At 58.4% G+C, this 20327-nt stretch carries 18 protein-coding genes, 1 tRNA gene and 1 pseudogene; 13 read left to right on the forward strand and 7 right to left on the reverse strand.

Annotation, left to right across the window (positions count from 1 at the left end):
• Window positions 1-10 precede the first annotated feature (10 nt).
• From AC2FFE_RS01140 to pdxH, 5 genes and pseudogenes are all read right to left on the reverse strand, one after another.
• Window positions 11-794, reverse strand: a pseudogene (locus tag AC2FFE_RS01140) (Stf0 family sulfotransferase).
• Between the two features lie 108 nt (window positions 795-902).
• Window positions 903-979: transfer RNA gene (locus AC2FFE_RS01145), tRNA-Pro, on the reverse strand.
• 43 nt (window positions 980-1022) lie between these two features.
• A complete protein-coding gene (locus AC2FFE_RS01150; protein WP_496818519.1) occupies window positions 1023-1490 on the reverse strand; it encodes a DUF192 domain-containing protein in 468 nt (155 codons plus the stop codon).
• 7 nt (window positions 1491-1497) lie between these two features.
• The gene (locus AC2FFE_RS01155) at window positions 1498-2004 is read right to left on the reverse strand and encodes a cold-shock protein (RefSeq protein WP_353007746.1); all 507 of its coding nucleotides are present in this window, start codon (window positions 2002-2004) and stop codon (window positions 1498-1500) included.
• Between the two features lie 142 nt (window positions 2005-2146).
• Window positions 2147-2752 (reverse strand): pyridoxamine 5'-phosphate oxidase, encoded by a 606-nt coding sequence (gene pdxH / locus AC2FFE_RS01160; RefSeq protein ID WP_496845633.1) that lies wholly within the window; start codon window positions 2750-2752, stop codon window positions 2147-2149.
• A 135-nt stretch (window positions 2753-2887) separates the two neighbouring features.
• Here pdxH and fabI point away from each other — a divergent pair, with 135 nt between their 5' ends.
• The 5 genes from fabI (at window position 2888) to trpE (ending at window position 8908) form a co-directional block, all read left to right on the forward strand.
• A complete protein-coding gene (gene fabI / locus AC2FFE_RS01165; protein WP_496818521.1) occupies window positions 2888-3694 on the forward strand; it encodes an enoyl-ACP reductase FabI in 807 nt (268 codons plus the stop codon).
• A 4-nt stretch (window positions 3695-3698) separates the two neighbouring features.
• Window positions 3699-4208, forward strand: a complete 510-nt coding sequence (gene gpt / locus AC2FFE_RS01170) for a xanthine phosphoribosyltransferase (protein ID WP_170532900.1) — start codon at window positions 3699-3701, stop codon at window positions 4206-4208.
• A gap of 81 nt (window positions 4209-4289) precedes the next feature.
• A complete protein-coding gene (locus AC2FFE_RS01175; RefSeq protein ID WP_496845634.1) occupies window positions 4290-5465 on the forward strand; it encodes an aminotransferase in 1176 nt (391 codons plus the stop codon).
• A gap of 80 nt (window positions 5466-5545) precedes the next feature.
• Window positions 5546-7387 carry a peptidyl-prolyl cis-trans isomerase gene (locus tag AC2FFE_RS01180; RefSeq protein ID WP_496845635.1) on the forward strand — a complete coding sequence of 614 codons (1842 nt, stop codon included), beginning with the start codon at window positions 5546-5548 and terminating at the stop codon, window positions 7385-7387.
• Between the two features lie 9 nt (window positions 7388-7396).
• Window positions 7397-8908 (forward strand): anthranilate synthase component I, encoded by a 1512-nt coding sequence (gene trpE, locus AC2FFE_RS01185; protein WP_496845636.1) that lies wholly within the window; start codon window positions 7397-7399, stop codon window positions 8906-8908.
• 44 nt (window positions 8909-8952) lie between these two features.
• Here the strand turns inward: trpE and AC2FFE_RS01190 are convergent, their stop codons facing one another.
• Window positions 8953-10362 carry a divergent polysaccharide deacetylase family protein gene (locus AC2FFE_RS01190; RefSeq protein ID WP_496845637.1) on the reverse strand — a complete coding sequence of 470 codons (1410 nt, stop codon included), beginning with the start codon at window positions 10360-10362 and terminating at the stop codon, window positions 8953-8955.
• Between the two features lie 196 nt (window positions 10363-10558).
• On the opposite strand from AC2FFE_RS01190, the gene AC2FFE_RS01195 reads away from it, so the two are divergent.
• The 6 genes from AC2FFE_RS01195 (at window position 10559) to lexA (ending at window position 15384) form a co-directional block, all read left to right on the forward strand.
• The gene (locus AC2FFE_RS01195) at window positions 10559-11140 is read left to right on the forward strand and encodes an anthranilate synthase component II (protein WP_496818527.1); all 582 of its coding nucleotides are present in this window, start codon (window positions 10559-10561) and stop codon (window positions 11138-11140) included.
• A complete protein-coding gene (gene trpD, locus AC2FFE_RS01200; protein ID WP_496818528.1) occupies window positions 11137-12156 on the forward strand; it encodes an anthranilate phosphoribosyltransferase in 1020 nt (339 codons plus the stop codon). The genes AC2FFE_RS01195 and trpD overlap by 4 nt, the downstream gene beginning before the upstream one ends.
• The gene (trpC, locus tag AC2FFE_RS01205; protein WP_496818529.1) at window positions 12153-12965 is read left to right on the forward strand and encodes an indole-3-glycerol phosphate synthase TrpC; all 813 of its coding nucleotides are present in this window, start codon (window positions 12153-12155) and stop codon (window positions 12963-12965) included. Before trpD ends, trpC begins: the two co-directional genes overlap by 4 nt.
• A complete protein-coding gene (moaC, locus tag AC2FFE_RS01210) occupies window positions 12965-13438 on the forward strand; it encodes a cyclic pyranopterin monophosphate synthase MoaC (RefSeq protein WP_496845638.1) in 474 nt (157 codons plus the stop codon). The genes trpC and moaC overlap by 1 nt, the downstream gene beginning before the upstream one ends.
• The gene (locus AC2FFE_RS01215) at window positions 13435-14607 is read left to right on the forward strand and encodes a molybdopterin molybdotransferase MoeA (protein WP_496845639.1); all 1173 of its coding nucleotides are present in this window, start codon (window positions 13435-13437) and stop codon (window positions 14605-14607) included. The genes moaC and AC2FFE_RS01215 overlap by 4 nt, the downstream gene beginning before the upstream one ends.
• Before the next feature lie 78 nt (window positions 14608-14685).
• Entirely contained in the window at window positions 14686-15384 is a 699-nt protein-coding gene (gene lexA, locus AC2FFE_RS01220; RefSeq protein ID WP_496818532.1) for a transcriptional repressor LexA, read from the forward strand.
• Here lexA and AC2FFE_RS01225 read toward each other — a convergent pair.
• On the reverse strand, window positions 15378-17429 hold the full coding sequence (locus AC2FFE_RS01225) for a ComEC/Rec2 family competence protein (protein WP_496845640.1): 2052 nt from the start codon (window positions 17427-17429) through the stop codon (window positions 15378-15380). The two genes, lexA and AC2FFE_RS01225, sit on opposite strands and share 7 nt — an antisense overlap.
• Before the next feature lie 78 nt (window positions 17430-17507).
• Here AC2FFE_RS01225 and gltX point away from each other — a divergent pair, with 78 nt between their 5' ends.
• Together gltX and gltA are read left to right on the forward strand one after the other, a co-directional pair.
• Complete coding sequence (gene gltX / locus AC2FFE_RS01230) at window positions 17508-18908, forward strand: glutamate--tRNA ligase (RefSeq protein ID WP_496818534.1); 1401 nt, start codon at window positions 17508-17510, stop codon at window positions 18906-18908.
• 122 nt (window positions 18909-19030) lie between these two features.
• Window positions 19031-20326 carry a citrate synthase gene (gltA, locus tag AC2FFE_RS01235; protein ID WP_496818535.1) on the forward strand — a complete coding sequence of 432 codons (1296 nt, stop codon included), beginning with the start codon at window positions 19031-19033 and terminating at the stop codon, window positions 20324-20326.
• Window position 20327: the final 1 nt, after the last annotated feature.

The following is a 20327-nucleotide window of genomic DNA, read 5'->3' on the forward strand; positions in this document are numbered from 1 at the left end:
TGCTGCAGCATTATTTTAGGGCGAGAGGTCGACGCCCCGAAGACGCGGGAGGCTGTTCCGAAAGGAACCTCTGAACCCAGTCCCGGCTGGTCGCGTCGGCCATCTTGCGGATATCCGGAGCGACCTCTTCCGCCACTCCAGGGTCCAACCCCAACTCGGCAAAAACCAGACGCAGCATCGCAGCAGGTGCCTTGGATAGATCTTCATAATAAACTCTGACGGGCTGGATTCCTTCCCGATGGAACCAAGCATCCCAGCCCCTGTCATAGCTTTCCAGCGTGGCGATGCAGTCCTTGATCTTACGCGCATCAAAAACGGGTTCCTGAGCGGGGGCTGTCCGCTCCCATTCCGACCCATCAACGGCAACATGCCACAATCCAGTCTGTTGCGCCTTGAGATAGGAAACGGCCTGCTCCAATTTATTTCTGCGGCTCAGATGTACAAACAACATAGGTCCAAATGCGTGTTCGATCCTTATCCTTGGTTGCCTCAGGATGAAGAGCCGCCAAATTCTGGCAAAGAAAATCAAAGCTAGGAAATTGCTGACGCAAACCAAAAACAGGTGTTTCACCTCGCCCTGCTTGCAGCGCTCTCTGCATCACAACCTCAAGGCCTTCTTGCTCGCTCAGCACCCCCTGAGGCAGCCCCAATCTGGTTAACCAATCCTCAAGCGATGGTCGATAAAACAAAGATCTGGGATCTCCGGCAACCCCGGAGTTCTTGAGCATGCTGCACAACAAAGTACTGCCGCTTCGAGGCGACGTGCAGATCATATAGGAGGCGGGATTTTTCATCCTCTACACATAGCAACGCGTCATGAAGAGTGCGTGACCACATCAAAAAATGCTTTCACATAAGGTATGCTGCGCCTTTTGCGCGAACATTGCCTTATGTGATGAAAATGGTCGGGGCGGCAGGATTCGAACCTACGACCCCCTGTACCCAAAACAGGTGCGCTACCAGACTGCGCCACGCCCCGGACCGTGCGCCTTCCTAAACGTGCCGATCTGATTTGAAAAGCCCTAACAGGGCCAAATTGCCGGGCCTTGTGAAAAAATTTCGTGCCGTATCCGAGTTCCGGCTTCGATTCCATAGCGTGCGGCCAATCCGGCGTTGATTTCCAGCACTGCAAACACGGAATCGCCCCCTTCGATCGGGGTCAAATCACCCGGGATCGCGCCTTCATGCACACTGCTGACCGCTCCGGTTTTGTCGATAAAGATCATGTCCAGAGGAATCAGCGTGTTCTTCATCCAGAATGCCACACGCTGAGGCGGATCGAAGACGAACAGCATCCCTGACCTGTTGGGCAGGGACTCTCGAAACATCAACCCACGCGAACGTTCTTGGGGTGTTATGGCCAGTTCAATGTCGAAACGTATCTGAGTCTGATCATTTTTCAGCTCAACCCGATCCGCACGGCATTCCGCCAACGCGCCCCCGGCCCAAATGGTAAAGATCAGGGCAGGAACGGCGAAGCGAGACATCATGTTGGAATCATTCGTCCAGTGCGGCTTCCCAGGCAAGCACCTGTGCTGCCATCCGGCCCCGTTTGCCATCTATCACGCGCATGGCCAGTGCTTCGCCGGGTTGCAGATCGGCAAGGCCCGAGCGGCGCAAAACTTCGATATGCAGAAACACATCCTCGCCACGGCCAAACACATTGGCAAAGCCAAAGCCTTTGCCCTTGTCGAACCATTTCACCCGCGCCGCCTCCATCGGGGCATCGGCGATCACGTCTGGATCAAGTTCGGCAAAATCGGCCAGCAGCATCGAATCTGCGCGCGCTGGCGGATCAACGCTGATCACCTCGACCGCTTGAACGCCACGGTCCGTGCGATGGGTCATAATTTCGATGCCCGCACCATCTGCGACAGAACTTTGCCCAAAATTGCGCAAGACGTTAACGTGCAGCAGAATATCCGGACCACCCTCGTCGGACACAACAAATCCATACCCTTTCGCGGGGTCGAACCATTTCACGTGTCCACGTACGCGATACATATTGTTCAGATCGTCCGGCACTGTTTTCCTAACGCGCAGTTTTTAAGATCGTTAAGGGTTCGTTGTTTATGGGAATGCCCCGCAAATTCAAGCTGAAAAAACCCATTGTTTTCTACAAGTTGCATTTCGCGCAACGCGAACATCATGGATTCAACCTTTCAACCTGCCAGATTGAATCGGCCTGATCCCTTGTCCATCTAAAGCGATCATGCAGGCGAAAGGCCCCATCAGCCCAGAATTCAATCTCAGTCGGCGCTATTCTATATCCTCCCCAAAATGGCGGTCGCGCAGGATTCGGGCCGTGTTTCGCAGTAACCTTTGCAACTTCGGCCATCAGCGCAGCGCGGCTGCTCAGCGGCTGTGACTGCCGCGAAGCCCAGGCCCCCAATCGGCTTTTGAGTGATCTGGATGCATAATATTCATCCGCTTTCGGACCCGTCTCGCGGGTTATTGTACCACGAACTCGGATTTGGCGCCGCAAAGATTTCCAATGCATAACAAAGGCCGCTTTGCCCGCGCCATCCAGTTCGGACGCTTTTGCGCTTTCGTAATTCGTATAGAAAACGAAGCTGTCCGGCTCGATTTCTTTCAGAAGAACCATGCGAACATTGGGCAAACCGTCTTGATCGACAGTCGCCAGCGCGATTGCGTTCGGATCGTTGACTTCACTTACTTCAGCCTCACTTAACCACCGAGCCGCTATTTCAAACGGATCGGAGCCAGCAAAGATGCCATCACGCTCGTTCATTTCCATCCCCAGGAAAGTACTAAAGTCGAACCTAAGGCGATAACCCGCTACGGGCAAGAGTGGATGGCCTTGATGCAGCGCTAACGATGGCATAAACCAACGCAATACAACGCGAAGACAGGCGGAGAACCAATCATGTCAAATCAGTTGATGGCCGGTAAGCGCGGCCTCATCATGGGACTGGCCAATGACAAATCAATCGCATGGGGAATCGCCCGCGCCTTGTCCGATGCCGGGGCCGAACTGGCCTTTTCCTATCAGGGCGATGCCCTGAAGAAACGTGTCGATCCGTTGGCGGCACAGCTTGGCAGCGAAGTCGTCCTGCCCTGCGACGTCAGCGACGAAGAGTCGATTGATGCACTGTTTACCGCGCTCGAAGCGAAATGGGGCAAGCTGGACTTTATCGTTCATGCCATCGGATTCTCGGATAAGAACGAACTGCGCGGTCGCTATGTCGACACCAGCCGCGCGAATTTCAATTTGACGATGGATGTGTCCGTCTTTTCGTTCACAGCCGTTATGCAGCGCGCGGAAAAGATGATGGGCGAAGGTGGCAGCGCCGTGACCCTGACCTATTATGGCGCCGAACAGGTCATGCCCCACTATAATGTCATGGGCGTCGCCAAAGCCGCGCTTGAAGCATCGGTCAAATATCTGGCCGAGGATCTGGGCAAGGATGGCATCCGCGTGAACTCGATCTCGGCCGGGCCGATCAAAACGCTCGCCGCCAGTGGCATCGGGGACTTCCGCTATATCATGAAATGGAACGAGTATAACTCGCCCCTGCGTCGCAACGTGACAATCGACGATGTCGGCAAATCCGCACTCTATCTGCTGTCTGATCTCAGCAGTGGGGTGACGGGCGAAAACCTGCATGTGGATTCAGGGTATCACATCGTCGGCATGAAAGCTGTCGATGCCCCCGACGTCGAGAAGGGCTAGGAACATGAGCGCGAAGGACCGCCTGCCCCACGAAAAAGGCTTTCACATTAGCTGGGACCAGATTCACCGCGACTCGCGCGCGCTGGCCTGGCGGCTGGATGGGCAAGGCCCCGATGATGGATCATGGCGCGCGGTTGTCGCGATCACCCGTGGCGGCATGGCCCCGGCCATGATCGTCAGCCGTGAGCTGGACATCCGCACCGTCGATACGATCAGCGTACGCTCCTACCACCATCAGGAACAGGGCGAGGCTGAAGTGCTCAAAGCGCCAGATGCCCAGTTGATGGGTGATGGCGAAGGCGTTCTGATCATCGACGATCTGGTCGATAGCGGCAAAACCCTGGATCTGGTGCGCCGGATGTTTCCCAAAGCGCATTTCGCCACCGTCTATGCCAAGCCCAAAGGTCGCCCGATGGTCGACACGTTCATCACTGAGGTCAGCCAGGATACCTGGATTTTCTTCCCCTGGGACATGGCCTTGCAATATGTCGAACCCTATCGCGGCACGGACTAACTTCTTCTGTTCAAAAATACCTCGGAGCGCGAGGCAGAGCCTCGCACAAGCCCTGCTGGCAATGTCCAAGGACCAAACCCAATGACTCAAACCCGCACCAGCGTCACCTTCCCGCCCCCGGTGATGGAGGCACGCCGCTGGCTGGACGGGGTTACATTTTCGGATGATCAGCCGTTGATCAATGTCAGTCAGGCGGCCCCTGTCGATCCACCACCTCTGGCCATGCGTCAAGCCATGGCCGATTTTGCGGTAGAGCAAGATAGCGCCCATCTCTATGGGCCCGTCTTGGGCAACAGTGATTTGCGCGCGGAACTGGCCAACCAGATCAGCACTCATTACGCGGCAGAAGTCGCCGCGAACCAGGTTGCCATCACCTCGGGGTGCAATCAGGCATTTTCGGCGGTCATCTCGGCGATCACGGATCAAGGGGACGAGGTCATCCTACCTACCCCATGGTACTTCAATCACAAAATGTGGCTGGACATGGCGGGTGTCCACGCGGTCGACTTGCCAACCGGCGCTGATCTTTTGCCTGATCCCGAACAGGCGCGCGCTCTGATCACTAATCGAACCCGCGCCATTTCTTTGGTCACGCCCAACAATCCCGGCGGGGTTGAATACCCGGCCGAACTGGTCCGCGCCTTCTACGATCTGGCCCGCGAGGCTGGCATCTACCTTCTGCTCGACGAAACCTATCGCGATTTCGACAGTCGCAATGGTCCATCGCATGAGCTGTTCCAACTGCCGGGCTGGGATCAGACGTTTGTTCATCTTTATTCCTTCTCGAAAGCCTACCGCCTGACTGGTCATCGCGTTGGGGCAATCGCATCCAGCGCCGCCCTGCTGGCCGAGATCGAGAAATTTCTGGATACGGTCGCGATTTGTCCCGGCCAGATCGGCCAATTTGCTGCCCTTTGGGGCATGCGGAATCTCAGCCAATGGTTGGCCGGGGAACGCGATGAGATCCTCGACCGGCGTGCCGCGATCGCCGATGGGATGTCTAGGCTGACTGCCAAGGGCTGGCGGCTGTTGGGCCTCGGCGCATATTTCGCTTATCTTGAACATCCGTTCACTATCCCCTCGGATGAACTTGCCCGCCGCCTCGTTCCCGAAGCCGGTATTCTCCTGCTGCCAGGTACGATGTTCATGCCCGCAGGCGATCCTGCCGGGCAGCGCCAGGTACGCATCGCTTTTGCCAATCTGGATCGGGCCGGGATTGGCCAATTGTTCGACCGCTTGCAGGCAGTTTCCTTCTAAGCTTGCCCCCCGGCGGTGCCCGTCGTATTCAGGGCGGCGACCAACAGGGCAGAGACCTGCCAAAACACCAAGAGGGCATTATGGCTGCAGGCAAGAACAGTCTTTCGAAAACCTTTGTCTGGATATTGATGGGCCTTTTGTTCGTCGGTCTTGCCGGCTTTGGCGCCACCAATCTCAGCGGCACCATCCGCACCGTTGCACAGGTGGGTGACGAAAGCGTCTCGGTCGATGCCTATGTACGTGAGCTGCAGCGCGAAATCCGTGCTGTTGAGGCCCAGACCGGGCAATCTCTGCAGATGTCTCAGGCCCGAGAGCTGGGTTTGGAACAGCGCGCCCTGTCCCGCCTGACCGCCCTCGCTGCGTTGGACAACGAAGTCAGCCTGTTGGGCATTTCGATTGGCGACGAAAACCTGCAGGAAGAGATCGTGGCGATCCCGGCCTTTCAGGGCGTTGATGGAAGTTTCGACCGCGAAGCCTATCGGTTCCAACTGGATCAACTGGGTATCTCGGATACCGAATTCGAATCCGACCTGCGCAAGGAATCTTCTCGCACGATCCTCCAGGCCGCTGTGACCAGTGGTGTTGTCATGCCCGATACCCTGACCCAAACACTGGTCGATTATCTGGGCGCGCGGCGCAGCTTTACCATTGCGACCCTTGGGGTTGAGGCGCTGACGACGCCGGTTTCTGAACCAACCGATGAACAGGTTCAGGCGTTTTATGATGAAAACACCGACCTGTTTACCCTGCCCCGGACCAAACGGCTGACCTATGCGATCCTCTCGCCCGAGATGTTGATCGATACGGTCGAGGTCGACGAAGACACACTGCGCAGGCTATATGATCAGCGCGCGGCTGAATACCAGCAACCCGAACGCCGGTTGGTCGAACGGCTGAACTTCCCCAGTGAAGAGGCCGCAAATGACGCCATGGCACAGCTTGAGGTTGGCGGCACCACGTTCGAACAGCTTGTCCGCGCCCGCGAGCTGGAACTGAGCGATATCGATCTGGGTGATGTCACCCGCGATGATCTGGGTGAGGCTGCTGATGCTGTTTTTGCCGCAGAGCTGGATCAGGTTGTTGGCCCGTTGCCCTCGGTCTTTGGCCCGGCCTTGTTCCGCGTCAACGGCTCGCTGGCGGCCAACAATGTTCCTTTTGAAGAGGCTGAACCAACACTGCGTGAAGAGCAGGCCTCAGAGCGCGCGCGCCGCCTCATCGAAGCCCAATCCGAGGATATCAACGACCTGTTGGCCGGTGGCGCCACGCTGGAAGAGCTGGCCGCTGAAACCGAGATGGTGCTGGATCAGATCGACTGGACCCGCGACAGCAACGAACAGGTTGCCGCCTATGATGGGTTCCGTGTGGCCGCCGAAGCGGTGCAAGAAGGTGATTTCCCCGAGATCGCGTTCCTTGAGGATGGGTCGATCTTCGCGCTTCGACTGGAAGAAGACCTACCCCCGCGCCCCGAACCCTTGGACAGCGCGCGCGACCGCGTCGCTGCGGCCTGGACCGCAGCCGAGACAAATACGGCGTTGCAGGATCAGGCGGCCTCGGTCCTGCTGGACCTGGCCACCGATGGCGATTTCACCGCAACGGGCCTGCCCTTCCGCGTGGAAAATGCCCTAACCCGCACCGCATTTCTTGAGGATGTGCCCCCCAGCTTCATGGCTGAGGTCTTCGAGATGGAGCCAGGGGAACTGCGCGCGATCAGCGGCAATGGCGCCGCCCTGATTGTACGTCTGGATGAGATCCTGCCACCGGATGAGACCGACGAGTTGCGGCAGCTGCAAGAGGCGCTTGGCGCGCAGCTGGATCAGGCCTTGGCGCAGAACATCTTTGACGCCTATGTCCGCGACGCGCAGACCCGCGCACGCCCCGTGGTCGATCAGCAAGCCCTGAACGCCGTGCAGGCGAGTTATTAAGAGGCCATCATGGCACTGACACCCGATTTCGACACATTCGCCCGTGCCTATGAGGCGGGTGAAAATCAGGTCGTATACACACGCCTTGCTGCTGATCTGGACACGCCTGTATCGCTGATGCTGAAGCTGACCGGTGCGCAAAAAGATGCCTTTATGCTGGAATCGGTTACCGGCGGAGAGGTGCGCGGGCGTTATTCGATCGTTGGCATGAAGCCTGATCTGATCTGGCGGTGCCGGGGCGAAACATCCGAGTTGAACCGATCCGCCCGGTTCGATCCCGAGGCGTTTGAGCCGCAAGCCGACAATCCGATGGACAATCTGCGCACCTTGCTGGCCGAAAGCCGGATCGCGCTGCCCGATGATCTGCCGCAGGCGGCTGCCGGGCTGTTTGGTTACCTGGGCTATGACATGGTGCGTCTGGTCGAATATCTGCCGGATGTGAACCCTGACCCGTTGGGACTGCCCGATGCGATCATGCTGCGCCCTTCGGTCGTGGCGGTTCTGGATGGCGTCAAAGGCGAAGTCACCGTTGTGTCGCCCGCATGGGTCAGCGACGGGCAATCGGCCAAGGCCGCCTATGCGCAGGCAGCCGAACGCGTGATGGACGCTGTCCGCGATCTGGAACGCGCCATGCCAGCAGAAACGCGCGATCTGGGTGATGCGTCCGAAGTCGCTCCGCCCGTGTCGAACTTCACCAAATCCGGCTACATGGAAGCGGTTGAAAAGGCCAAGGAATACATCCGAGCAGGCGACATCTTTCAGGTCGTCCCGGCGCAGCGCTGGACACAGGATTTCCCGCTGCCGCCGTTCACACTCTATCGGTCTTTACGCCGCACCAACCCTTCGCCATTCATGTTCTACTTCAACTTCGGTGGCTTTCAGGTCGTGGGTGCAAGCCCCGAGATTCTGGTGCGCGTCTTTGGCGATGAAGTCACTATTCGCCCCATCGCTGGCACCCGCCCGCGCGGTGCAACGCCCGAAGAGGACAAAGCAAACGAATTGGATTTGCTGGCCGACAAGAAAGAATTGGCCGAACATCTGATGCTTTTGGACCTGGGCCGCAACGATACGGGCCGCGTCGCCAAAATCGGTACTGTACGCCCAACCGAAGAGTTCATCATCGAACGCTACAGCCACGTGATGCACATCGTGTCGAACGTGGTGGGTGAGTTGGCCGAGGACAAAGACGCGCTGGATGCCTTCTTTGCAGGGATGCCTGCGGGCACTGTCTCGGGCGCGCCAAAGGTCCGCGCGATGGAGATCATCGACGAATTAGAGCCTGAAAAGCGCGGCGTTTATGGCGGCGGTGTTGGCTATTTCAGCGCGGGTGGTGACATGGACATGTGTATCGCCCTGCGCACGGCCATCGTGAAAGACCAGAAGCTCTACATTCAGGCAGGCGGCGGCGTCGTGTATGACAGCGACCCCGAGGCAGAGTTTATGGAGACCGTTCATAAATCGAACGCCATCCGGCGGGCAGCCGCAGATGCGGCGCGGTTTACCTCAACCGGAAACAGCTAAACAGAAAAAAGGCGGCGATCCCGGATCAGCCGCCTTTCTAGCACTTACTGAACCTCTCGCTTCATCACAGCTGAGATCGGCGCCATGGCGACCCGGCTGGCGCGATCCTCTAGCCCCCAGAGCAGCAAGGCAGAAATCGTTTCGGGACGCACGCGGCCCAGCATCACCACAGTGCCCTCCTGCCCGGCGCGGAAAACGGCCTGATCCAGAAAACGGCGCATGATCTTGGGGTCCTGGCGTGCTCCGTCGATATCGCGGAACACGACGCTGGATGGGACGCCGTTGCGCGCGGCAATTTTCTGGACCGTGTTCAAACCATTGTCCTGTGTGATCAGCCCCCTACCCGTGACGCCTGCAATTTCGGCCACCTGATCAGCCAGCTTGCGATTGCCCTGAATGCCGGTTTCAACACCTTCCAGAATTCCCACGGTTTCCGGCAGGGTTTCCAGCCAGACGGCCATCGAAACTTCGGCATCCTGTGCGCTGGCAGCCTCGGGTAGATCGGCCAATGCCATCACCTCGAACCCGGCAGCGCGGTGGCGTGCCATTTTTTCGGCGGCGTTTGGATCAGACGGGCTGACAGCAAAACTGATCGGATAGGGAAAGTCCTGCAATGCTTCGGCCCCAAAGGATTGTTCATCATCGATCAGGATAATCGACATCAGCGGTTTTGCTTCCGCGTTTTCAAACGCGGCAGCATACGCTTCGATAGGTTTACCCATAGGGATCAGACCTGCGATATCGCCTGTTTCCTCAGCCGGTGGATCGTCGCGTTCGGTCAGCGGCACCACACGCTTGCCGACGATCGTGCTGGTGCTGGTTTCACCCTCTCCACCGATCTGTGGCAAGGCTGCAATACGCGGCAAAGTGCGTGGCAGCGTATCCTCATCCCCTTCGACAGCAATCGGGCTGTTTTCAAACGGGTTTTCCTCGGTGCTGTCTTCGGTCGAGCCCGGAACGTCGATGCTTGGCACGGGTTCCAGAACCGCAACCTCTTCAGCTTCAGGCGCAGCAGGTGCCTCACCAATAACCTGTGGCTGCACCTCATCCTGAGGGGTTTCAGGCGCGGCACCTGGCAGTGGCGGCGCCGCAGGCGGATTTGTCAGCACCGCAACCTCATCGGCTGTGCCGGGGTCGGGCTGTTCGGGTTGTTGCCCCGGCGCGGTAATGTTTGGCTGGGCGTCTGTCTCTTGCTCAAGACCCGACAGATCGGCCACATCCTCTTCCTGGAAATCGGCAGCTTTTGGCCCAGCAGGTTGCGCATCAACAAGATCGGCGTCTGATCCGGTCTCGGTCACACTGGCCGAGGCTTCGGATGCGGTGACATCCTCGGGCTGTGGTGCTTCGGTTGCCACAACCGGTTTTTGGGTCAACGGTGCCTGCAACGACAAAACCGCGCCCAAGATCAAAACAACGACCGCACCTGCGACCATCCCTCCGACAAATCCGCCCATGTCCAACGCCTTTCGCCTGTCTGCTGCTACGCCCGTTCTTACGTCATCTTTTGCAACGCTTGGCCTGATGGCGCGTCGGGAACGGGTTGTCCTCTTGACGCTGCCGCCCAAGCCTGAGCATGTATGTCCCGACATTATACCGTGGCCGGGGGCTGTATCGCCAGCCTGAAATGCCCAAGCTAAGATAAGTGCCCAAATGCTGCTGCTGATCGACAACTACGATTCGTTTACCTACAACCTGGTGCATTATCTGGGCGAACTTGGGGCCGAAATGGTCATTCGCCGAAATGATGCGCTGGATGTGCAGGAAGCTATGGCGATGAATCCCGCCGGTATCCTGCTTAGCCCCGGCCCTTGCGACCCGGATCAGGCCGGGATTTGCCTGGCCCTGACCGAAGCCGCCGCCGAGACAAAAACACCACTAATGGGTGTTTGCCTGGGACACCAGACCATCGGTCAGGTTTTCGGCGGCAAGGTCGTGCGTTGCCATGAGATCGTACATGGCAAGATGGGTACTATGAAACACACGGGCAAAGGTGTCTTTGCCGGTCTGCCCTCACCTTTTGAGGCGACGCGCTATCATTCGCTGGTCGTCGAACGTGAGAGCCTGCCAGACTGCCTTGAGATCACGGCAGAACTGGATGACGGCACGATTATGGGGCTGCAGCATAAAGACCTGCCCATTCACGGGGTGCAATTCCATCCGGAATCAATCGCCTCAGAGCATGGCCACGCCCTGCTCAAGAACTTCCTGCAAGAACTGAAAGTCCCCGCATGAGCGATGCTTTGAAACCGCTGATCGGCGCGTCTGCCGATCGGCCCCTGACCCGCACCGAGGCGGAACAGGCCTTTGGCATTCTGTTCGATGGCGAAGCCACGCCCAGCCAGATTGGCGGGCTGCTGATGGCGATGCGCACACGTGGCGAAACCGTGGACGAATACGCCGCCGCCGCCGCCGTGATGCGCGCCAAGTGTAACGCGGTCACCGCCCCGACGGGCGCGATGGATATCGTGGGCACCGGCGGGGATGGCAAGGGAACACTGAATATCTCAACCGCAACGGCCTTTGTCGTGGCGGGGGCCGGTGTCACCGTGGCCAAGCATGGCAACCGGAACCTCAGTTCGAAATCCGGCGCAGCAGATGCACTTGGGCAGATGGGCATCAACGTAATGGTCGGCCCGCAAGTGGTTGAAAAGGCACTGAATGAGGTGGGTATCTGTTTTATGATGGCCCCCATGCATCACCCTGCAATTGCTCATGTCATGCCGTCTCGGCAGGAACTTGGAACGCGCACGATCTTCAATATTCTAGGACCGCTGACCAACCCGGCGGGCGTCAAACGCCAACTGACTGGCGCCTTCTCTCGCGAATTAATCCGGCCGATGGCTGAAACGCTGGGCCTGTTGGGATCTGACCGCGCGTGGCTGGTTCATGGCTCGGACGGGACGGATGAGTTGACCATCACCGGTGTCAGCTGGGTTGCCGCATTGGAAGACGACGCCATAAAAGAAGTTGAACTGCACCCCGAAGATGCGGGCCTGCCGGTCCATCCGTTCGAACAGATCATCGGAGGGACACCAGAAGAAAACGCTGTTGCCTTTGGCGCATTGCTGGATGGTGCCCCATCGGCCTATCGTGATGCTGTTCTGCTGAACTCCGCCGCTGCTTTGGTCGTGGCCGAGGCCGCGAGTGATTTGCGTGAAGGCGTTGAAAAGGCGGCCGAAAGCATCGACAGTGGCAAAGCCAAAGAGAAGATCGCCGCCCTTGCGCGGATCACACAGGAAGCCGCATGACCGAGACTGTTCTGGACAAAATCAAGGCTTATAAGCTGGAAGAGATCGAAGCGGATAAGGCACAGAAATCGCTGAGCCAGCTGGAAAGCGAAGCGCGAGATGCGCCTGAGGTGCGCGGCTTTGCCCAGGCGCTGCACAATGCATCGCGTACCGGCTACGGTTTGATTGCCGAGGTCAAAAAGGCCAGCCCCTCCAAAGGCTTGATCCGTCCGGATTTTGACCCACCCGTGCTGGCAAAAGCCTATGAAGACGGCGGCGCAGCCTGTCTGTCGGTTCTGACCGACACGCCCAGCTTTCAGGGTGCCAAAGAATATCTGACTGCTGCGCGCGCTGCGACCAATTTGCCCGCTTTGCGCAAGGATTTCATGTACGATCCCTATCAGGTCGTCGAAGCGCGGGCCTTGGGGGCGGACTGTATTCTGATCATCATGGCCTCGGTCGAGGATTCGCAGGCCGCCGAGTTGGAACAAACCGCATTTGACTGGGAAATGGACGTTCTGATCGAAGTTCACGACGAAGCCGAGCTTGACCGCGCAGCGCAACTTAAAAGCCCCCTGATCGGTATAAACAACCGCAATCTCAAGACCTTCGAAACCACTCTTGATACTACGCGGCGCCTGTCAAAGCTGGTTCCGGGCGACCGAACGATTGTCTGCGAAAGCGGTCTGGGCGCGCCGGAAGATCTGGCCGATATCGCGCGATACGGTGCACGGTGTTTTTTGATCGGCGAGAGCCTGATGCGGCAGGATGACGTCACTGCCGCGACCCGCCATATCCTGTCGAACCCGTTGATCCCCGGGGTGATGTGATGCCGCTTACGCATTTTGATGCCGAAGGTCAGGCGCATATGGTCGACGTCTCGGACAAGGATGTCACTGATCGCGTTGCAGTGGCTGCCGGGCACATCAAGATGGCGGCAGAAACCTTTGATTTGATTTCAGAAGGCCGCTCCAAGAAAGGCGATGTTCTAGGCGTTGCGCGTCTTGCTGGGATCATGGGGGCCAAGAAAACGCCCGATCTGATCCCGCTGTGCCATCCGCTACCCGTGACCAAGGTTGCAGTTGAACTGACACTGGACCCTGATCTACCGGGTGTCCAAATCGAAGCCACGGTCAAAACCTCGGGCCAGACCGGCGTTGAGATGGAAGCATTGACCTCTGTCTCAACCGCCGCGCTTACGGTCTATGACATGACCAAAGCCGTGGACAAGGCAATGGAGATCGGCGGCATTCGCGTTCTTCTCAAAGATGGCGGCAAATCAGGGCGTTACGAAGCGCTATGATCACGGTCGAAGACGCCCGCACGCTGCTGTTTGATCTGGTCGCCCCGCTTCCTTCCGAACATGTGCCACTTGCCCAATCGGCGGGTCGCGTCCTGGCCGAAAACGTTATCGCAACCCGCGATCAGCCTCCCTTTGCGGCCTCATCGATGGACGGCTATGCGGTCAAGGCGGCTGAGGTCGAGCGCCACGCCATGTTCAAGGTTGTGGGCGAGGCTGCTGCGGGTAACCGGTTCGATGGCGACATCGGACCCGGACAAGCCGTCCGGATCTTTACCGGAGCACCCGTGCCGGAAGGGGCTGACTTCATTGTCATACAGGAAGATGCGGACCGTCGCGGCGACCTGATCACGATAACCGACGCGCCCGGCCCCAAAACCAATATCCGACCCGCTGGCGTGGACTTTGCCAAAGGTACCACAATCGCCGCCCCGCGCCTGATCCGGCCCGAGGATGTGGCGCTCATGGCTGCCATGAACATCCCCCAGATCCCAGTGACTCGAAAACCGCAGATCGCCCTGATTTCGACCGGGGACGAATTGGTGATGCCGGGTGAGACCCCGGGCCCCGATCAGATCATCGCCTCCAACACGTTCGGCCTGCAGGCGCTGCTTGAAGGGGTCGGCGCTCATGTCCGTGTTCTGCCCATCGCATGGGACACGGTCTCTTCGTTGGAAACCGCGTTTGGACTGGCGGAAGGGGCCGATCTGGTGGTCACCATCGGCGGCGCATCAGTTGGGGATTATGATCTGGTCTCCGAAGTATCCGAGGCTCTGGGGATGGAGCGATCCTTCTACAAAATCCGGATGCGCCCCGGAAAACCGTTGATGGCCGGACGGATGGGCGATGCCGCAATGATTGGCCTGCCTGGGAACCCAGTCAGTGCAATGGTGTGCGGCTACCTGTTCCTGGTTCCGATGGTGCGACGGATGTTGGGGCTTGATACAGTCGTCACACCCTTCCAGCGTGCGGTTCTAGCCGAAGCGCTGCCTGTAAATGGCCCGCGCGAACACTATATGCGTGCAATTCTCGACGAAAACGGCATCCGCGCCTGCGCCGATCAGGACAGTTCTCTGCTAAGTGTTTTGGCCGAAGCCAACGCTCTGATCATGCGTCCGCCCGAGGACCCAGAGAAGCCAATTGGCACCGAAGTGCTCTATCTGCCGATCTAGAACATCCTCAAATTCATTGACACAAAACGTGAACATGCGTAGAACAAAAGAAAACGCATGAGCGACGAGGTGTGAGCGATGCTGACCAAGAAGCAGTTGGATTTGCTGGAATTCATCCACAAACGCGTACAACGGGATGGCGTTCCACCCAGTTTTGACGAAATGAAGGCCGCTCTGGATCTGCGATCCAAATCCGGCATCCACCGATTGATCACAGCGTTGGAAGAACGCGGCTTTATCCGCCGTCTGGCACACCGAGCGCGTGCGATTGAGATCGTGAAACTGCCCGAAAGCCTAGGGGGCGAGCCAACGGCTGGATTTACCCCTCGTGTCATCGAAGGTGACAAGCCCGAAGGTCCGCGCCCTGCGAATTTCGAACCGGTATCGGTCGATGCGCTGGAATTACCGGTCATGGGACGGATCGCCGCCGGTGTCCCAATTGCAGCGATCAGTCATGAATCTCACCGCGTTGCGGTGCCCGGCCCGATGGTGTCGGGCCAAGGGGCGCACTACGCGCTTGAAGTGCAAGGCGATTCGATGATCGATGCCGGTATCAATGACGGGGACGTCGTCATCATCCGGGAGACATCGACAGCCGACAATGGCGACATCGTGGTTGCGCTTGTCGAAGATCAGGAGGCCACGCTGAAACGGTTCTTCCGCCGTGGCAATGCCATCGCACTTGAGGCTGCGAACCCGGCCTACGAAACCCGCGTGCTGCCCGAAGATAAAGTTCGGGTTCAGGGGCGTCTGGTCGGGCTGATCCGCAGTTACTGATCGCCTGCCTTCTTACGGTCCCCGGTAAATTTCGGGGACCAGAGACGATCTCCTGTCAGATCGGTACTAGTGATCACCTTGCCATCCGAAATGGACAGGCTGCCTGTGCGATACAGCCGATCCGGGTCGAACACCCCGCAATCCCCCTGAATCGTCAGCTCCACCGCCGAGACGACAATCTGGTTCGCGTTGCATTCCGAAAAACTGCGTGCAGCCCGTTTGCCGGTGATATGTACAACCTCCGTTCCCTGCACAGCGATGCGCTGGATTAGATCAATCTTACCCGGCCAGCGCCCTGCCGCCTGCCCCTGATCCTGACCATCGCCGTCGTTCTCCAACCAGACGCTTGCAACGAAACCGCTGCCCTTCTTCTTGCTCAGCGCCCGACCCTCTTCAGTCATGACACCAACTAGCCCGCCGGATTCTGCGACCAAAACCTCGGGGCGATGATCTGAGGTCCACAGTAGGAACGCTGCAGTCATCGGACCAAGGCCAACCCAGCGCAAACGCCCCTGCCAGAGCGCCACCCAGAGCCCTCCAAGCGCTATCGCAGGCAGCACGAACCACGGCGGGCTGACCACATAGCCTTGCGCGCCCTCAAGGTTAGAAACCCAATCGGCAACCAACAAAATCCAGCTCAACCCAATCCCCATGACCTCTAGGGCGATCCACTCCAGTCCAAACGGTGCCAGCAACGCAGCAACCACGGCAGAAGGCACAACAACCGTCCCCATCACGGGCACGGACAGCAGATTTGCCAAGAGCCCGTAATGCGACATGGTATTGAAATGCGCCGCCCCAATCGGCGCCGTGGCAAGGCCCGCAATGGCCGAAGACAGCAGAACACCCAGAATGGGCCTGAGCCATTTTGGACCCGGTGTCGGGCCAAAGTCACGTAACGTACCAAACACGGCAACCAACGCGGTCGTGGCAGCAAACGACATTTGAAAACCGGGACTGAGCAATGTCACCGGGCGCAAGACCAACACCATCAGCGCAGCCACTGCCACCGCCCTCAGCGAAATCGCGCGGCGGTCGATCAGGATGGCCCCGAACATGACGCTGACCATGACAAAAGCCCGCTCGGTCGCCACATTGCCCCCTGAAAGCATCAGGTAAATAACCGCGGCCACCAGGGCACATCCGGCTGCCAGCTTGCGGACCGGAAGTCGAAGCGCCAGGGTTGGGATCATCGACAGGCCAATCCGGCAGGCCACGAAGACAAATCCGGTCAGCAGCCCCATATGCAGACCGGAGATCGCCAATAAATGCGCCAAGTTCGACGCCCGCAACGCATCAAGCGATGCCTGCCCCATGCCGCTGCGATCTCCGGTTGTGACTGCGGCAGCAAACCCGCCGACCTCACCCGGAAGGATACCGCGCACATGATCCGAGATCGCCATCCGGATCGCCGTAACCCGAACGCCCCCCAGCGCATCCTGCGGCGGGGCGATAGTCAGGACCGGAACACGCGTGTATCCGACTGCGCCCAAGCGTTGAAACCAGGCATGGCGTCGGAAATCGAACCCTCCGGGTTCAACCGGGCCTTGTGGCGGCGACAGATGGGCCGTGGTCATGATCCGTTGTCCGGGCGCGATGGGTCCAATGTCGGAATGGATGGAAAGGCGGATGCGCTGCGGACGCCGGTCGTCTGGTACGTCCCCTAGTCGCACCTGATCCAGCGTCAGCCGCAGCGCATCCGAGGCAGACCGGTCCATGGCCACCACGCGCCCCTCAACCGGGCCGTAGTACCGCCATGACAGAACCGGTTCTGCCACCAATTGGGCGCGAGTGCCGGCCAGCACAAAGCCAGCGATAACCAGCGCCCCCCCGATCGCTAACGATCCCCAACCCGAAGGGAATACACGGCTTAACCAGATCAGCCCCAGACCAATGCAGCCAAGGCTGACATAGACCGTCCAATCCGGTTCGAACCGAAGTCCGAAATAGAGGCCGATCCCAACCGCAAGGCACACCGGCGACCAGGGAAACAAGAACCCTGTCTGGTTCAGCAGCGCGGCCTGGGCCCGTGCAAGAACACGCATGGTTGCCCCCGTCCTTCGGGCTCGTTAGACAGGCGCCAAACTATGCCCGACACGGTTACCAAAAGGTTAATCCATACAATGTCCGATCAGGTCGTCACCCGTTTCGCCCCCTCGCCTACCGGTTTTCTGCATATCGGCGGCGCACGCACTGCGCTGTTCAACTGGCTTTACGCGCGCGGACGTGGCGGCAAGTTCCTGCTACGAATCGAGGACACAGATCGCGAGCGGTCTACACCGGAAGCAACAGCCGCGATCCTGCAGGGCATGGCCTGGCTGGGGCTGGATCATGATGGCGATGTGATCTCTCAGTTCGAAGGTGCCGCACGCCACGCCGAGGTGGCACATCAGCTGCTGACCGAGGGCAAGGCTTATAAGTGTTTCTCGACCCAGGACGAAATCGCAGCCTTCCGCGAACAGGCCCGCGCCGAGGGTAAATCGACCCTGTTCCACAGCCCCTGGCGCGATGCGGATCCGGCGACGCACCCGGATGCGCCCTTTGTGATCCGCATCAAGGCCCCACAGGACGGTGCAACAGTGATCCGCGATCAGGTGCAGGGCGATGTGACCATTCGCAATGATCAGCTGGACGACATGATCCTGCTGCGTTCCGATGGCACACCGGTCTATATGCTGGCTGTGGTTGTGGACGATCACGATATGGGCGTCACCCATGTCATTCGGGGCGATGACCATCTGAACAACGCCGCGCGTCAGATGATGATCTACGAGGCTATGGGCTGGGATATCCCGGTCTGGGCCCATATCCCATTGATTCACGGACCTGACGGCAAAAAACTGTCCAAGCGCCACGGTGCTTTGGGTGCGCAGGAATATCAGGCGATGGGTTATCCTGCCGCAGGTATGCGAAACTACCTGGCGCGTCTGGGATGGAGCCACGGAGATGATGAGTTTTTCACTGACGCGCAGGCTAAAGACTGGTTTGATCTGGACGGCATCGGCAAAAGCCCGGCGCGTTTCGATTTGAAAAAACTGGAAAATCTGTGTGGGCAGCACATTGCGATCTCGGACGATACTGCACTGCGGCATGAGATCGAGGGATATCTGGCCGCTGCTGCACTACCCGCTCTCACGCAGACACAATCAGGTGATCTTAAACGGGCGATGTTTTGCCTGAAGGATCGCGCGCGGACCTTCCCAGAACTCCTTGAAAAAGCGCATTTTGTTCTGACTGAACGACCAATCGCTCCAGATGAAAAGGCCGCCAAGGCGCTCACAAATGTATCCGATGGTATACTGGAAGAATTGACGCCGCAGCTGCAAAATGTTAGCTGGTCGCGAAACGAGCTGGAAGAGGCGCTGAATTCCTTTGCCGAGGCACGGGAACTCAAGTTCGGCAAGCTGGCAGGTCCACTCAGGGCCGCTTTGGCAGGTCGGGCCGTCACACCTTCGGTTTTTGACATGATGCTTGTGCTGGGACGCGATGAAACCCTGGCGCGGCTTTCTGAGGCAGCGACATAAACCCAATCTTCATAAACGGGTAACGCTGCTCCGCTAACACCCGGACTGCGCGCCCGCGCGCAGTCATTGCCCGCATGGTTCGGCAACGATCCGGCCTGCGCACGAATGAAGAAGGGACAATCATGACTGATAGCACCAAAACAGCCACTCTGACGGTTCACGGAAATGAGTACGAGCTGCCGATTCACTCGCCGACAGCCGGGCCTGACGTTATCGATATCCGCAAATTGTATGGTCAGGCGGGTGTGTTCACCTATGATCCCGGATTCACTTCAACCGCCAGCTGCGACAGCACCATAACCTATATCGATGGTGAAAAAGGCGAGTTGCTGCACCGGGGTTACCCGATCGATCAGCTGGCCGAGAAATCCCATTTCCTGGAAGTCTGCTATCTGCTGCTGTACGGAGAGCTTCCGGGTGCCAAAGCACTGGAAAATTTTGAGACCACGATCACCCGTCACACAATGCTGCATGAGCAGATGTTGTATTTCTACCGCGGCTTCCGCCGTGACGCGCATCCGATGGCGATTATGGTGGGTGTTGTTGGCGCCATGTCAGCCTTCTACCACGATTCGACCGATGTTTCGGACCCGCATCAACGTGAGGTCGCTTCGCACCGCCTGATCGCCAAGATGCCGACAATTGCGGCCTGGGCTTACAAATATCACATCGGGCAGCCTTTCGTGTATCCGCGCAATGATCTGGACTATGCGTCGAACTTCCTGCGCATGTGCTTTGCCGTTCCCGCCGAAGAGTATGAGGTCAACCCGATCCTGAGCCGTGCGATGGATCGTATCTTTACCCTGCATGCGGATCACGAACAGAACGCCTCGACCTCAACCGTGCGTCTGGCCTCGTCTTCGGGTGCCAACCCGTTTGCCTGTATCGCCGCCGGGATCGCCTGCCTATGGGGGCCAGCCCATGGGGGTGCAAACCAGGCCTGTCTGGAAATGCTGGAAGAGATCGGTAGCGTTGATCGCATCCCGGAGTATATCGCCCGCGCCAAGGACAAAAACGACCCTTTCCGCCTGATGGGCTTTGGCCACCGCGTCTACAAGAACTTTGACCCGCGCGCCAAGGTGATGAAGCAGTCGGCGGATGAAGTTCTGGATCTGCTCGGTGTTGAAAACAACCCGAAACTGCAGGTCGCTAAAGAGCTTGAGAAAGAAGCTCTGCAAGACCCGTATTTCGCAGAGAAGAAGCTGTTCCCGAATGTCGATTTCTACTCGGGCATCATTCTCGAGGCGATGGGCTTCCCGACCTCGATGTTCACGCCGATCTTTGCGCTGTCGCGCACCGTTGGCTGGGTCAGCCAGTGGAAAGAGATGATCGCCGATCCTCAGAACAAGATCGGTCGCCCGCGCCAGTTGTATCTGGGCGACACGAACCGCGACTACGTGGATATCGAAAAGCGCTAAG

The organism is Ruegeria sp. YTSA168 (genome assembly GCF_059610045.1).

What these genes read in the sequence shown, in the direction of transcription:
- AC2FFE_RS01150 (WP_496818519.1), bottom strand. Translation starts at nt 1,490, where the DNA reads ATGATGTCTCGCTTCGCCGTTCCTGCCCTGATCTTTACCATTTGGGCC.
- AC2FFE_RS01155 (WP_353007746.1), bottom strand. Translation starts at nt 2,004, where the DNA reads ATGTATCGCGTACGTGGACACGTGAAATGGTTCGACCCCGCGAAAGGG.
- pdxH (WP_496845633.1), bottom strand. Translation starts at nt 2,752, where the DNA reads ATGAACGAGCGTGATGGCATCTTTGCTGGCTCCGATCCGTTTGAAATA.
- fabI (WP_496818521.1), top strand. Translation starts at nt 2,888, where the DNA reads ATGTCAAATCAGTTGATGGCCGGTAAGCGCGGCCTCATCATGGGACTG.
- gpt (WP_170532900.1), top strand. Translation starts at nt 3,699, where the DNA reads ATGAGCGCGAAGGACCGCCTGCCCCACGAAAAAGGCTTTCACATTAGC.
- AC2FFE_RS01175 (WP_496845634.1), top strand. Translation starts at nt 4,290, where the DNA reads ATGACTCAAACCCGCACCAGCGTCACCTTCCCGCCCCCGGTGATGGAG.
- AC2FFE_RS01180 (WP_496845635.1), top strand. Translation starts at nt 5,546, where the DNA reads ATGGCTGCAGGCAAGAACAGTCTTTCGAAAACCTTTGTCTGGATATTG.
- trpE (WP_496845636.1), top strand. Translation starts at nt 7,397, where the DNA reads ATGGCACTGACACCCGATTTCGACACATTCGCCCGTGCCTATGAGGCG.
- AC2FFE_RS01190 (WP_496845637.1), bottom strand. Translation starts at nt 10,362, where the DNA reads ATGGGCGGATTTGTCGGAGGGATGGTCGCAGGTGCGGTCGTTGTTTTG.
- AC2FFE_RS01195 (WP_496818527.1), top strand. Translation starts at nt 10,559, where the DNA reads ATGCTGCTGCTGATCGACAACTACGATTCGTTTACCTACAACCTGGTG.
- trpD (WP_496818528.1), top strand. Translation starts at nt 11,137, where the DNA reads ATGAGCGATGCTTTGAAACCGCTGATCGGCGCGTCTGCCGATCGGCCC.
- trpC (WP_496818529.1), top strand. Translation starts at nt 12,153, where the DNA reads ATGACCGAGACTGTTCTGGACAAAATCAAGGCTTATAAGCTGGAAGAG.
- moaC (WP_496845638.1), top strand. Translation starts at nt 12,965, where the DNA reads ATGCCGCTTACGCATTTTGATGCCGAAGGTCAGGCGCATATGGTCGAC.
- AC2FFE_RS01215 (WP_496845639.1), top strand. Translation starts at nt 13,435, where the DNA reads ATGATCACGGTCGAAGACGCCCGCACGCTGCTGTTTGATCTGGTCGCC.
- lexA (WP_496818532.1), top strand. Translation starts at nt 14,686, where the DNA reads ATGCTGACCAAGAAGCAGTTGGATTTGCTGGAATTCATCCACAAACGC.
- AC2FFE_RS01225 (WP_496845640.1), bottom strand. Translation starts at nt 17,429, where the DNA reads ATGCGTGTTCTTGCACGGGCCCAGGCCGCGCTGCTGAACCAGACAGGG.
- gltX (WP_496818534.1), top strand. Translation starts at nt 17,508, where the DNA reads ATGTCCGATCAGGTCGTCACCCGTTTCGCCCCCTCGCCTACCGGTTTT.
- gltA (WP_496818535.1), top strand. Translation starts at nt 19,031, where the DNA reads ATGACTGATAGCACCAAAACAGCCACTCTGACGGTTCACGGAAATGAG.